This is a genomic window from Pseudomonas sp. UW4 (assembly GCF_000316175.1).
Classification (GTDB): domain Bacteria; phylum Pseudomonadota; class Gammaproteobacteria; order Pseudomonadales; family Pseudomonadaceae; genus Aquipseudomonas; species Aquipseudomonas laurylsulfatiphila.
Map to the genome: position 1 here is coordinate 2,595,161 of NC_019670.1, position 13,735 is coordinate 2,608,895.

Here is a 13,735-nt window from a genome sequence, read left to right on the forward strand (position 1 = left end):
CACGAAAAAGTAGAGTTAGAACCATGACGACAACCGGCTGGATTTGGGACGAAAGATTTATGACTCATGACACGCGGGCTTGGAGCCTACCGTGGCAGGAACCCATCGACCATCCTGAGAAGGGCGATACCAAGCGACGCTTTGCAAGCCTCGTCAAGCGAAGCGGCCTCGATCAATACCTTGTTCCGTTACCCTTCACTCCGGCCTCTGAAGCCGATCTGTTGCGGGTACACACTCCGGAGTATGTCGATCGAATCCTGAACCCGATCGGTCCTGTCTGGAGCGATGCAGGCGACGGTGAAACGCCCGTCGGACCAGGATCGGCAGACATTGCCAGACTTGCAGCAGGCGCTGTCATCTCGGCGTTCAATGCAGTTGTATCGGGTACTGTGACGAACGCCTACGCGCTCATTCGACCGCCAGGACATCATGCGATTGCCAATCAGGGTATGGGCTATTGCATATTCCACAACACCGCGGTCGGAATCCGCCATCTGCAGCAAACAGGAGCGGTGAAACGAGTCGCGGTCATCGACTGGGATGTTCATCATGGTAACGGGACCGAGACCCTTTTTTATGACGATCCGTCGGTGCTGACGATCTCTCTTCACCAGGACGACCTTTACCCCATCGGACGCGGAAAGGTACAAGACATCGGAACGGGTCCCGGACTAGGTGCCAACCTGAATATTCCACTACCCGCAGGGTCGGGCCGAGGGGCCTACCTGGGCGCGTTCGAGCGTATCGTAATGCCTGCGGTCCGCCGTTTTCAACCGGATCTCATCGTGATTGCGAGCGGATTTGACTCCGCTGCGATGGACCCCTTTGGCCGCCAACTCTTGTACTCCGGGGCATATCGCGAGCTGACGACTCAGGTGATGAATCTGGCTGAAGAAGTGTGCAAATCGCGGGTCGTCGCTGTGCATGAGGGGGGCTACGATCCGCTGATGGGACCATTCTGCGGTCTTGCCGTGGTTGAAACACTTGCAGGGCGGCGAACCGCAGTCGAGGACCCATGGATGAACACAGTCGCGAATCTTCCGGAACAAGCTTTGTTGCCGCACCATGACGCAGCGATACGAGCGTGTGAACAACTTCTCACGGGAGTACCTGATGGATCCAAGAGCGCGCGATAACGGGGAATTTCAATAGCCTTCCACCGAAGGGGGCGAGCCATTTGGCGATGAGGCGCCAGTGCTGACAAGCGCTGCGCCTCGACAAGACTCAGCCCACTGTCTGCAACCAATTAAGTAAATCCATTTCCAAGCTGCCTGGCTGAGGGGGGTTGGGAGATAACAGGCAATAGCGTGAGCCGTCTTCAATAAATCCTAATGGCGCGGCTAAAACGCCGCTCTGGATATCGTCATGCACTAAGTGCCATGGGCCAATGGCCACCCCCAGGCCCGCGACAGCCGCCTGGATGCTGAAATAAAAGTGCTCAAAAGATTGCATCTCCATGGCAGGAGCGAGCAGTCCTTTTGCAGTAGCCCACTCCTGCCAAGCTGTAGGTCGGCTATTAGTCTGAAGCAGCGGGGCCGAGGAACGCAGGCATTTCCTGCTTTTGCCAAACCATTGATCTACCTTTTCCGGCCGGCATACAGGGCCGATCTTCTCAGGGAATAGGGTCTCAGCATGATAGTCGGAGGGGCGAGGAAAATCGTCCCGCCGAATGGCCAAGTCGATGCCATGGTCGAATGAAAAGATGCCGCCGCCGGCCACTAAATGAATGTCTAGCCCCCGAAGTTGTGTTTGGAAGTCGTTCCAGCGAGGAATCAACCATCGCATTAAAAGCGTTGGCTCGCAGGACAGGACAAGCTGGCGGGTACGACGGGCGTCGGTGCGTATCTCGCGAACTGCCTGGTTCATCAATCCAAGCCCTTCACTAACTGCTTTCGCCAGGCGTTTGCCGGCGTCAGTTAAAAAAACCCTTCGGTTACGCCGCTCGAACAGGTCAACGCCCAGATCCTCTTCAAGCAAGCGCACTGCTCGACTTATGGCTCCTGGTGTCAGGTGCAGTTCGTCAGCCGCGCGTGCGAAGTTTTCGAACCGTCCGGCGGATTCGAAGCAACGCAACGCGAGCAGAGAAGGCAGGCGAGCCTCGGTGATTAGTGATTTGAAGTCACTATGTTCATCAGAAACCATCGTTATTACCAAAGAGCAGGATCTGTAAAAATCGCTTTCTACTACCAATAATTGAAGGGTTTCGCATGAGCGAATGGATAGCAGTAATCACCATTACAATACTCGCATGCATCAGTCCTGGGCCAGATTTCGCCATGGTTTCTCGCAACGGATTGCTGCTGTCTCGACGGGCGGGCGTCCTCACAGCTGTAGGAATTGGTATGGGGGTGCTTGTCCACGTCTGCTATACGCTGCTCGGACTTGGGTTAGTGCTTCAACAAACGCCTTGGTTGTTCAATGCGCTGAAGCTGGCTGGAGCTGCGTATCTCGTCTATCTAGGCATCAAAATGCTTCGTTCCAAGCCGGCTATCGAACAGCTAGACGCACCGCCACCCGCCATGTCCGACCTGGCAGCTCTGCGGACGGGATTTCTCACGAACGCGTTGAATCCGAAAACATCGATCTTCATCGTCAGTCTGTTCATGGGGGTAATACAACCGGACACCGCCCTGACAATGCAAATTGCATATGGGCTGTTTATCGCTGGGGCGCACGCAATGTGGTTCAGCCTCGTCGCGCTTTGCTTCTCAGCGGGAATGGTGCGCGAGAAACTGGTGGCTGCACGACAATGGATTGACCGGGTTTTTGGCGGCCTACTCGTGAGCTTCGGGATATTACTGACTATTGCTCAGCGTTCAGTCTGAGTTGAATTAGCCCTTGCGCAGGGCCTTTCAAGCACGCCGCATGTTCGAGTTGTTTCTCGACCTGACTCTTTTGTGTATGAGTCTTTAATTGGGCAGTTTGAATGACTGCTTCTGGCCGATGCTGTTGAAAAAGTAGCTCCCCTGTCTGGCCTGCGGCAAAATTCTCGCATTGGCCAGCAGGGACGCACGCAGCATGATGGGACAGTTATCGAGTGGGCAGGAACGGCTGTTTTACTCGTTCAACCTTGAAGATCACATCCCCGCCAATCACCTTCTGCGCAGCATTGATCAGTGTCTCGATCTAGGCGACCTGCGCCATTACCTCGCCGACTTCTATAGCCCGATTGGGCGTCCGTCGATTGATCCCGAACTGATGATCCGCATGCTGATCGTGGGCTATTGCTACGGCATTCGCTCCGAGCGGCGGCTGTGCGAAGAGGCCCATTTGAACCTGGCGTATCGCTGGTTCTGCCGGTTGAGCCTTGAAGATGAAGTGCCCAATCACTCGACCTTTTCCAAAAATCGACACGGCCGTTTTCGGGACAGCGATCTATTTCGCTGGCTGTTCAATGAAGTGCTGCGTCGCTGCATGGATGCGGGTCTGGTCAAGGGCGAAGGCTTTGCCGTGGACGCCAGCATCATCAAAGCGGATGCGAGTCGGCAGCGCGGCGTACCGGGTGACGAACCGGTCAACTGGAGCGATCCGGCCCTGAGCACCCGCGCCGTGCGTGAGTACCTTGAGGCCCTCGATGAAGAGGCTCTGGCCGAAACGCTGCCGAAACGTCTATCGCTCACTGATCCTCAAGCCCGCTGGACCGCAGCTCCAGGTGGCCCAGCGTTCTACGCTTACTCCACGAATTATCTGATCGATACCGAGCACGGTGTCATCGTGGATGTGGAACCTACACCGGCTCATCGCACAGCTGAGGTCGAGAGCACCAAGATCATGATTGACCGGGTCGAGGCGCAGTTCGACATCAAGCCGGAACGCCTTATTGGCGACACCGCTTACGGAACCGCGCCTATGTTGGCCTGGATGGTAGAGGAAAAGGACATCGAGCCGCATGTGCCGGTGTGGGACAAAACCGAGCGCAAGAACGACAGTTTTTCGAGCAACGATTTCCACTGGAATGAAGAGGCTGAGGAATACCGCTGTCCGGCCGGCAATGCATTACGTAGCGAATGGCGAGCCTTCAAAAACGAGCGTTCGCACGTCACCAAAGCCAACACCATCATCTTCCGATCCCGACAGGCCGACTGCGTAGCCTGTCCGATGAAGGCCAAGTGTTGCCCGAACACTGCGTTTCGCAAGATCGTCCGCAGCGTCCATGAAGCCGCTCGTGATGTGGCTCGACGCATCGCAGCGACACCTGCGTACGTGCGCTCTCGCCACGAACGCAAGAAGGTCGAAATGTTGTTTGCCCACCTCAAGCGCATCCTGAAACTGGATCGCTTGCGACTACGTGGTATGAGTGGCGCGACCGATGAGTTCACGCTGGCTGCTGCGGTGCAGAACCTGCGTCGGCTGGCCAAATTTACCTCTCAAGGGCCACCGCTCACGGGATAGGTGCGCCTGCACTCAGCAAAAAACCTCAAATTAACCCACTAACTGAGCAGCAACGGTCAACGAAGGGCCGAGAAACCACTCAATGTGGTGAGTAGGTTCTTCGGTGGTGGTCGTGCCTGAGTTCAGGTGATCTGAAAATCCGACTTTTTCAACAGAATCGGCCGTTTTCTGCCCGTCGCGAGAGGCAGAAAACGACTGTGGATTCAACCCATGGCTGTCAGTGACGGCCCGGGTCTGCAAGGCAAATCGACAACGCAATCACTTCTTCGCGGGTTTACCACTGGCGGGAATGTGCAGGTACGACATCACGCTTTCAGTCAGTTCGGTTGCCAGTTTGACCGCTTCCTTATTGCGCGCCATCACGCCGGCGACCAGGCCTTCGATCAGGGCCAGTACGGCGATGTTGGAGCTGGTCAGTACCGGGTGGTCGCAAGGGGCAAACAGCGTGTGCTCGGCAATGCCGGTGAGCGGTGAGGCCGGTGAGTCGGTGATTGCCAGCACCGATGCGCCGCGTTCGTTGGCGAAGCGTGCCAGTTGCAGGGTGTCGAGGGAGTAGCGGGGCAGGGAGATTGCCAGCAACACGTCCTGATCGGTAATCGCGGCCAGGCGGTAGGCGGCATTTTCGTTGCCACCCTCCATGCTGATGGCCGTGGCGTCGGCACAGAAGGGCATCAGGGTCGACGCGGCGAGGCCGGCGAAGTAAACACTGTTGCCGAAGCCCAGGATGTAGATTTTGCGTGCCGTGCTCAGGCGAGTGACGAAGGCTTCAAAGGTGTTGGCGTGGTTGTTGGTCACCGCCGTGGCCAGGTTGCTGCTGGCGCTCTGCAGTTGTTCATGCAGGCCAAACGCGCCGCCCGGTCGATGAGCCAGTTCGTTGCGCAGTTTGTCCACCGGCGAGACCATCTGCTGCAAGGTGGCGACCAGCTCGGCCTTCATGCCGCTGTAGCCACCGAGGTCCAGCGCTTTGGCCAGGCGGTTGACGGCGGCGGGCGAGGTCAGTGTTTCGTGAGCCATCTCCTCGATGGTCAGCGTCGCGGCCTTGAGCGGGTGACGCAGGATAAAGTCCGCTACCTTGCGCAGTGACGGTGGCAGTTCGGAAACGATTTCCGTCAGTTTGCGCATGACCGGCGCGGCATAGACAGTGGTGTCTTTCGATGGGGTTGGCATATCCGGCTCAACGATTCCTGATGGTGAGAGAAGGGCTGTGCCTGATGCCCTGACAAGGTTGGCCGGAGTGTATCCCAAGCCTGCCTGGTCAGGGCAGCGCCGAGCAGTGGACGGGTGGCGGTCTTACTTCAGGCTCCCGGCCAGAAACTGCCGCAGGCGTTCGGACTGCGGGTTGACCAGCACCTCACGCGGGTCGCCGCGCTCTTCGACAACGCCCTTGTGCAGGAACACCAGTTGGTTGGAAACCTCGCGGGCAAAGCCCATTTCGTGAGTCACCACCACCATGGTGCGGCCTTCCTGTGCCAGGTCCTGCATGACTTTGAGCACTTCGCCGACCAGTTCGGGGTCGAGGGCCGACGTCGGCTCATCGAACAGCATCACCTGCGGCTCCATCGCCAGTGCGCGGGCAATCGCCACGCGCTGCTGCTCGCCACCGGACATGTGCGCCGGCCAGGCGTGCATGCGGTGCGCCACACCGACTTTGTTCAGGTAGTGCTCGGCCTTTTCCCGTGCCTCTTTCTTGCTTTGGCCCTGCACATGCACCGGGGCTTCCATGACGTTTTCCAGAGCGCTCATGTGCGACCAGAGGTTGAAGTGTTGAAACACCATCGACAGCTGCGAACGCATGCGCTGTAACTGCCTGGGTTCGGCCGCTTTCAGCCCGCCAAGTTTGTTGGTCACCAGCTTGAGCGGTTCGCCATTGAGCACGATGTTGCCTGCATTGGGTTGCTCCAGCAGGTTGATGCAGCGCAGGAAGGTACTTTTGCCGGAGCCGCTGGAGCCGATCATGCTGATCACGTCGCCGGCCTGCGCTTGCAGGGACACGCCCTTGAGCACCTGGTGTGCGCCGTAGCTTTTATGCAGGTCCTGAACTTCAAGTTTGTACATGGTTTGAACTCTCTGGAATCAGTCGCTGAGCAAGCGACCCTGGCGAATGGGGGTGATGCCTGCCACTTTGGCCAGCCACAATCCAGGCTGGGCAAAACGCAGGCGTTCGCGGGCATAGAGAATGCCGTCGGTGCTGGCGCTTACCACGCTATGGCGGTCGGTCAGCGGGTCGATGACTTCGAACAGCGGATCGCCGACCTTGACCTGGGCACCCAGCGGTTGCAGAAAGCTCACTACACCGGGATGGGGCGCACAGGCGTACTGGGCGCCGGCGAATGGCATGGCCTGGCAACGGCTCGGCGGTGCCGCTGGCCAGTCACCGCTGATCAGGCCCTGTTCGGCGAGATAGCCGAGAATGGCTTGGGCGCTGTCGGCGCATTGTTCGCGCCCGGTGTCTGCCATGCCGCGCAATTCGATGGTGGTGGCCGCGCACGCCAGGGGAATATCGGCTTCGGGAAACCGCTCGGCCAGGCGCAGCCAGGCAATGGCGCAGGCTTCGTCGAAGGCGCTGCCGCCAGCACCTTCGGCCAGCAACGTGACTTGCGCGCCGAGGCGTGCGGCCAGTGACTGCAAGCGTGGCCAGTGTTGCGGCATCGCATACAGCAACATGATCGATTCGAAGTCGCAGTGCAGGTCCAGCACCACATCGGCGTCACAGGCATGCTGCAGCAACAGGCGGCGCAGGCCGTCGAGTTCCGAGGCCGGTGCCGGCAGGGCTGCGAGGGCATCGCCCATGGCGCGGCGGATCAGGGCGATGTTGGCGTCGGCATCGTCTGTCAATTTGCCTTCCAGCAGCGGTGCAACGGCATCGACCAACTCCGGGAAGTCGCGATTGAAGTTCTTGCCGCTGGAAAACTCGAAACGCCCCTGATGGGTGGCCTGGAACATCTGGGCGATACCGATCGGGTTGGCCATGGGCACCAACTCGATCACCCCGGTCAGGCGGCCTTGAGTTTCCAGTTCCAGCAGACGGCGCTTGAGTTCCACGGTGACGCGCATCCCCGGCAACTCGTCGGCATGCAATGACGCCTGGATGTAGGCCTTGCGTGCTCCACTGCCAAAGCGGAACAGCGACAGCGTGCGTTCGGTGCCCGAGGCACTCCACGGCAACAAGTGTTGAATGTGCTCCATGTCAGCTCCTTAGTGCTTGCGCGGTGCCTGGTACGCCAGCCAGCGGCGCTCGGCCAGCTTGAACAGACGCACCAGAATGAAGGTCAGGGCGAGGTAGATGAGGCCGGCGGTGATAAATGCCTCGAACGGCAGATAGAACCGTGAGCTGACAGTCCGCGCGGCTCCGGTGATGTCGACGAGGGTGACGATGGAGGCCAGGCTGGTGGTTTGCAGCATCATCAGCACTTCGTTGCTGTACTGCGGCAATGCCCGGCGCAAGGCCGACGGCATGAGAATGCGCCGGTACAGGGTCAGGCGGGACATGCCCATGGCCCTGGCGGCTTCGATCTCGCCGTGGTTGGTGGATTTCAAACTGCCGGCCAGCAGCTCTGCGCTATAGGCACTGGTGTTGATCGCGAAGGCCAGGCAGGCGCAAAAGGTGGCGCTGGAGAGGTACGGCCAGAGCACGCTTTGGCGCACCGCTTCGAACTGCGCCAGGCCGTAATAGATCAGGAACAATTGCACCAGCATTGGCGTGCCGCGAATCACGTAGGTATAGAGCCAGGCCGGGAAGTTGATCAGCGGCGATCGCGAGACCCGCATCAGCGCCAGCGGAATCGCCAATACCAGGCCCAGGGCCAGGGAAATCAGCAGGACTTTGAGGGTCAACAAGGCGCCATTGAAGTACAGCGGCAGGTTTTCCCAGATCAGGTTGTAGTCGAGAATCATGGGTGGCTCCCCTCACAATTCGGCGGCTTTGATGCCGACCGAATAGTGTTTTTCCAGATAGCGCAGCACCAGCAAGGACAGGCTGGTGAGCATCAGGTACAGCGCCGCCACCGCGAGGAAAAACGTGAAGGGCTCGTGTGTGGCATCCGCTGCGTTCTTGGCTTTGAACATCATGTCCTGCAAGCCGATCACCGAGATCAGCGCGGTGGATTTGGTCAGTACCAACCAGTTGTTGGTGAACCCGGGAATGGCGAAACGAATCATCTGCGGTACCAGGATTCGCCAGAACACCTGCGCACCGCCCATGCCATAGGCCACGCCGGCCTCGGCCTGGCCTTTGGGGATCGCCATGAAGGCGCCGCGAAAGGTTTCCGAGAGGTAGGCGCCAAAAATGAAGCCCATGGTGCAGACGCCGGCGATGTAGGGGTTGATGTCGATATAGCGGGTGTAACCGAGCGCCAGGGCGAGGCGGTTCACCAGGTCCTGGCCGCCGTAGAAGATCAGCAGGATCAGCACCAGGTCTGGAATACCGCGAATCAGGGTGGTGTAGCTTTCCCCGAGCAGGGCCAGCCATTTGAGCGGCGACAGGCGAAAGGCCGCACCGATCAGGCCCAGGGCAATCGCCAGGGACATGGAGGTCAAGGCCAGGTTGATGGTCAGCCAGGCGCCATCGAGAATGCTCGATCCGTAGCCGTGGAGCATGATGAAGTTCCTCAAGCGAGCGCCGCGAAGCGCGCAGGACAAACCCCGGCAGACGCCTGCAGGGGGCGGCGCCGGGGTCAGGTTTCAGGGGGCTGGCTTACTCGCCGTAGATATCGAACGCGAAGTACCTGGCCATCACTTGCTGGTACTTGCCGTTGGCGCGAATGGCATCGATCGCGGCATTCAGGCGCGCAACGTTGGCACTGTCGCCTTTGCGCACGGCGATCCCGGCGCCCCGGCCAAAATATTTCGGGTCGTTGATGTCGGGCCCGGTCAATGCGAAACCCTGGCCCGCCGGTGTCTTGATGAAACTCTCATCGGTGTTGACGATGTCGGCGAGGGTGGCGTCCAGACGACCCGAGGCGAGGTCGAGGAAGGCTTCATTCTGCGAGGAGTAGCGCACCACGACGACGCCGGCTTTTTCCAGTTGCTCGGTGGCAAAACGATCGTAGGTCGAGGAGCGTTGCACCCCGACTTTTTTGCCCTTGAGGTCGACCAGAGGGTCGTTGATCACGTTGCCGGCCTTCATCGCGAACTTGCCCGGCGTGTGGTAGTACTTTTTGCTGAAGTCCACGGATTTCATCCGGTCTTCGGTGATGGACATCGACGACAGCACGGCATCGATCTTGCGCACTTTGAGCGAAGGGATCATGCCGTCGAACTCCTGAAGGACCCACTCGCACTTGACCTTCATTTCTTCGCACAAGGCGTTGCCGATGTCGTAGTCGAACCCGCTGACGTTGCCCTCCGGTGTCTTGAAGGCGAAGGGTGGGTAGGCGGCTTCGATACCGATACGCAGGCTGTCTTCGTCGGCATGTGCCAGAAAGCTGAAAGCGCATAGCGCCAGAGCACCTAGAAGTTCTGTCTTGTTCATATTATTGACTCCCTGGAGGGCATTGGGGGGGACGGGTGCCCGCCATCCGGGGTGGCGCGGTGGATCAGTCCTGTGATCGGCGAGGTTATAAATGACACAATAAAAATCCATATGCAATAGATATGAAAATAAACATATCAGTCTCGGGTATGACAAAGTGCACCTGTGGCCGTTCGGTCCAGGCACTGGTGAGCATTTCTGCGGGTTTTCACAACGATTTTTCCGGGGGACGAAAGAGCGCTTTTTGGCGGCTCTCGTTCGGTTCACAGGCTGATCGACAGGGCTGCCGTCGCTGCAAAATCATAGGGCTGATGGCCAAGGCTTCGCTTGGCCACTGCATGCTTCATAAGCGCTGGAGCGGTGGCCTTTCCGGGCGTGTAGGGTCTGCGGCCTGAGTTGCACGCAATGCACCCTGCAGCGTACTCATCACCATCTCATGCAGCAGCTTGCGGCGTGCTCCAATTCCGGCCTGGGGCTTCCCGACCCAGGCCGGCAGTTGATTGAGCAGGGATACGATGCCGTTCATGGTTGCGCGCAGGGTGGCGCCAGCCGGTTGACCGGTGAGTTGCTCTATGGCCTCCACCAGGTGCTCCTCGTAGCGTCCGCGCAGGGTCAGGATCAAGGCCTGCTGTTCGCAGCTCAAGCAATGGAGGTCGTACTCAGCCAGGCGGAAATGCGCGGCCATGCGCTCGTGGAGCCGCAGGTGCGCCTCAAGCAGGCCGTGCAGTCGTGCAGTGGGGGCGGATTTGCGCCGGGTCACCAGGCGGGCGCCATCAAGCAACGCTTCGTAGAGCTCCTCAATCAGTTCAAACAGCAATGCCTCTTTGTTATCGATGTGGTTATAGAGCGAGCCGGCCGTGATCCCCAGGCCAGTGGCCAGGTCGCGCATGCTGACCCGGCTGAAACCGTGCCTGGCGAACAGCTCGACTGCCTTGTGCCGAGTTTCCAGGTAGCGCGTGTTGCGCTCTTCGTCGACAGGTACGGCAAAAAGGGATTTGGAGGGCTGCATGTTGCTCATCCACCTCATACGCGAAACTGCCCCAACAGCCGATTGAGCTGACCTGCCAGTTGGCCCAGTTCCTGGCTCGCCGCATTGGACCGGTCTGCTGCCTGGGCGTTTTCGTGGGCCAGAGAGGCTGCTCGGGTCACATTCTGGTTGATATCTTCGACCACGTGTGACTGCTCCAGGGTGGCGCTGGCGATCGAGGCGTTCAGTTCAGTGACATTGCGCAGCGCGCCGAGTACCTGGTGCAGGCTTTCAGCCGTTTGGTGGGCCTGTTCCACGGTTTGTCGAGCGGCCTGGCTGCTGGCATTGATGACATCCACCGCGGCTTGCGAGTTGCCGTGCAGGCGCTCGATCATGTCCTGGATTTGCGCGGTGGACTGCTGGGTGCGCTGTGCCAGCAGGCGCACTTCGTCGGCCACCACCGCGAAGCCGCGGCCCTGTTCGCCAGCTCGCGCCGCCTCGATGGCGGCGTTCAGCGCGAGCAGGTTGGTCTGTTCGGCGATGGCGCGGATCACTTCCAGCACGCTGCCGATCTGGGTGCTTTCCCGGGCCAGGCTCTGGATCACCTCGACGGCCTGGCCGATGGTATCGGACAACTGGTCGATCTGGAGCAGGCTGCTGTCGATGTTGTGTTGGCCCCGGCGTGCCTGCTCTTCGGCCTGGCGAACTTCGTTGGCCGCGTGCTCGGCGTTCTTCGCCACTTCCTGCACGGCGTAGGAAACCTCATGGATGGCGGCGGCGACCAGCTCCATCTGCTGCGATTGCTGCTGGCTGTGGTTCTGGCTATCGGCGGCGATTTCACCGAGTGACTTCGAAGCCTGGTCCAGGCTGTCGGCGGACTGGATGGACTGGCCGATCACGCCACGCAGCTTGTTGGTGAACACGTTGAAATGGCCGCTCAAGTCTGTCAGTTCATCGCGCCAGCGGTTATCCAGATTGCGGGTCAGATCGGCTTCGCCGCTGGCGATGTTCTCCATTGCATCAACTACCCGCGCCAGTGGCGAGGCGATGCTGCGGGCAATCAGCAGGATCAGCGTACTGAGCAGCAGGGTGATCGTCAGCAATATGACGAAAGCCTGGAGCAGCTGGCGGCGGAATTCGACCTGCACGTCGTCGATGTAGATGCCCGAGCCGACAATCCAGCCCCAGGGCTTGAACAGTTCGACGTAGGAAACCTTCTCCACCGGCGCGTCGGAACCCGGCTTGGGCCAGCGGTAGTGCACCAGCCCGGCGCCATCGCGTTTGGCGGTGGCGACCATTTCGTCGAACAGCGCCTTGCCGTCCGGATCGAGTGTACCGGCCATGCGCTTGCCCTCGAGCTTGGCATTGGGGTGCATGACCATGCGCGTGTCGAGGTCTTCGAGCCAGAAGTAGTCCTGGCCGTCGTAGCGCAAGTCGCGCATGACCGCGATGGCTTGTTGCTGCGCCTGCTCACGACTGAGGCCCTGGCCTTCCAGGCTTTGGAAGTGGCGCAGGATGCCGCTGGCGGTCTCGACCACGTGGCGGGTTTTCAGCGCCTTGGCCGTGTAAAGGTCGTCATGGCTCTGCTTGAGCATCAGGCCGGCGAGAATCAGCAGCATCAGGATGGATGTCAGCAAAATCAGCCACAGACGTCGGCTAATGGAAATATTGCGCAAGCCGGGCATGGGCAACTCCGCGAGAGGGAAGGCAGGTGAAAGCCGGAGGCGGCAGTCGCGTCCGGCTCGAGGGGGTCAGAGTGCGTAGTGGCTCAGTTCGCGGGCGATCAGCAGGCGCTGGACTTCGCTGGAGCCTTCGTAGATCTGGGTGATGCGTGCGTCTCGGTAGTAGCGCTCCACCGGGTAATCCTCCAGGTAGCCGTAGCCGCCATGGATCTGCATGGCGCTGGAGCACACGCGTTCGGCCATTTCCGAGGCGAACAGCTTGGCCTGGGAGGCTTCGGACAGGCAGGGTTGCCCGGCGCTTTTCAGGCGTGCGGCATGCAGGACCATCAGGCGGCTGGCGTTGAGCCGGGTGTGCATGTCGGCGAGCAGGTTGGACACGCTTTGGTGTTCGATGATCGGCTTGCCGAACTGGACGCGTTCGCGGGCATAGCCCAGGGCGGCCTCGAAGGCGGCGCGGGCGATTCCCAGGGCCTGGGCGGCGATGCCGATGCGGCCGCCTTCCAGGTTCGACAGGGCAATGGCCAGGCCTTTGCCACGTTCACCCAGCAGGTTGGCTTCGGGAATGGTGCAGTTGTTCAAGGTCACCGCGCAGGTATCTGAGGCCTTGATGCCCATCTTGTGTTCGCGTCGGTCGACCACGAAACCAGGGTTGTCAGTGGGGACCAGGAAGGCCGACAGCCCTTTCTTGCCCAGTTGCGCATCAGTGACGGCGAAGACAATGGCCAGCTTTGCTCGCTCCCCGTTGCTGACGAACTGCTTGGCACCGTTGAGAATCCACTGACCGTCGCGCAGTTCTGCACGGGTACGCAGGTTGTGCGCTTCGGAGCCGGCCTGTGGTTCGGTCAGGCAGAAGCAGCCGATCGCTTGACCACTGACCAGCAGCGGCAGCCAGCTGTCCTGTTGCGCGGGGGTGCCGTATTTCAGCAGCGGGCCGCAGCCCACCGAATTGTGGATGCTCATCAGCGCGCCGAGGGCACCGTCGCCGGCCGAGATTTCTTCAACGGCCAGGGCGTAGGCCACATAGTCGGTATAGCTGCCGCCCCAGGTGTCCGGTACGACCATGCCCAGCAGGCCCAGCTCGCCCATCTGCGCCACCACGGCGTCATCGATCCAGCCCGCCTTCTCCCAGGCCTGGGCATGCGGCGCGACTTCGCTGCGGGCGAAGTCGCGCGCCATGTCGCGGATCATGCGTTGTTCTTCGGTCAATTCGATATCGTGCATTGC

Annotated in this window: 13 protein-coding genes; 3 read left to right on the plus strand and 10 right to left on the minus strand. The window is 60.0% G+C overall.

Translation table 11 applies throughout. The features are described from left to right. The first annotated feature begins 23 nt into the window (after window positions 1-23). A complete protein-coding gene (locus PPUTUW4_RS11270) occupies window positions 24-1,136 on the plus strand; it encodes a class II histone deacetylase (protein ID WP_041474841.1) in 1,113 nt (370 codons plus the stop codon). Between the two features lie 88 nt (window positions 1,137-1,224). Here the strand turns inward: PPUTUW4_RS11270 and PPUTUW4_RS11275 are convergent, their stop codons facing one another. Next, complete coding sequence (locus PPUTUW4_RS11275; protein WP_015094760.1) at window positions 1,225-2,142, minus strand: LysR family transcriptional regulator; 918 nt, start codon at window positions 2,140-2,142, stop codon at window positions 1,225-1,227. Window positions 2,143-2,207: 65 nt separating this feature from the next. On the opposite strand from PPUTUW4_RS11275, the gene PPUTUW4_RS11280 reads away from it, so the two are divergent. Together PPUTUW4_RS11280 and PPUTUW4_RS11285 are read left to right on the plus strand one after the other, a co-directional pair. Beyond that, a complete protein-coding gene (locus PPUTUW4_RS11280; RefSeq protein WP_015094761.1) occupies window positions 2,208-2,825 on the plus strand; it encodes a LysE family translocator in 618 nt (205 codons plus the stop codon). Window positions 2,826-3,018: 193 nt separating this feature from the next. Beyond that, window positions 3,019-4,392, plus strand: coding sequence for an IS1182 family transposase (locus PPUTUW4_RS11285; protein WP_015094762.1), 1,374 nt, complete (start codon window positions 3,019-3,021; stop codon window positions 4,390-4,392). A 258-nt stretch (window positions 4,393-4,650) separates the two neighbouring features. Here PPUTUW4_RS11285 and PPUTUW4_RS11290 read toward each other — a convergent pair whose 3' ends face one another. From PPUTUW4_RS11290 to PPUTUW4_RS11330, 9 genes are all read right to left on the minus strand, one after another. Beyond that, window positions 4,651-5,559, minus strand: a complete 909-nt coding sequence (locus tag PPUTUW4_RS11290) for a MurR/RpiR family transcriptional regulator (RefSeq protein WP_015094763.1) — start codon at window positions 5,557-5,559, stop codon at window positions 4,651-4,653. A gap of 123 nt (window positions 5,560-5,682) precedes the next feature. Then, window positions 5,683-6,447 (minus strand): ABC transporter ATP-binding protein, encoded by a 765-nt coding sequence (locus tag PPUTUW4_RS11295; protein ID WP_015094764.1) that lies wholly within the window; start codon window positions 6,445-6,447, stop codon window positions 5,683-5,685. An 18-nt stretch (window positions 6,448-6,465) separates the two neighbouring features. Next, window positions 6,466-7,578, minus strand: a complete 1,113-nt coding sequence (locus PPUTUW4_RS11300; protein ID WP_015094765.1) for a succinylglutamate desuccinylase/aspartoacylase family protein — start codon at window positions 7,576-7,578, stop codon at window positions 6,466-6,468. 9 nt (window positions 7,579-7,587) lie between these two features. After that, a complete protein-coding gene (locus tag PPUTUW4_RS11305; protein WP_015094766.1) occupies window positions 7,588-8,286 on the minus strand; it encodes an ABC transporter permease in 699 nt (232 codons plus the stop codon). Window positions 8,287-8,298: 12 nt separating this feature from the next. After that, on the minus strand, window positions 8,299-8,988 hold the full coding sequence (locus PPUTUW4_RS11310) for an ABC transporter permease (protein WP_007978261.1): 690 nt from the start codon (window positions 8,986-8,988) through the stop codon (window positions 8,299-8,301). Window positions 8,989-9,085: 97 nt separating this feature from the next. Next, complete coding sequence (locus tag PPUTUW4_RS11315) at window positions 9,086-9,862, minus strand: ABC transporter substrate-binding protein (RefSeq protein ID WP_015094767.1); 777 nt, start codon at window positions 9,860-9,862, stop codon at window positions 9,086-9,088. 343 nt (window positions 9,863-10,205) lie between these two features. Continuing rightward, window positions 10,206-10,889, minus strand: a complete 684-nt coding sequence (locus PPUTUW4_RS11320; RefSeq protein WP_015094768.1) for a TetR/AcrR family transcriptional regulator — start codon at window positions 10,887-10,889, stop codon at window positions 10,206-10,208. After that, window positions 10,886-12,514 (minus strand): methyl-accepting chemotaxis protein, encoded by a 1,629-nt coding sequence (locus tag PPUTUW4_RS11325; RefSeq protein ID WP_015094769.1) that lies wholly within the window; start codon window positions 12,512-12,514, stop codon window positions 10,886-10,888. Before PPUTUW4_RS11325 ends, PPUTUW4_RS11320 begins: the two co-directional genes overlap by 4 nt. A 66-nt stretch (window positions 12,515-12,580) precedes the next feature. Further along, entirely contained in the window at window positions 12,581-13,732 is a 1,152-nt protein-coding gene (locus PPUTUW4_RS11330; RefSeq protein WP_015094770.1) for an acyl-CoA dehydrogenase family protein, read from the minus strand. Window positions 13,733-13,735 lie beyond the last annotated feature (3 nt).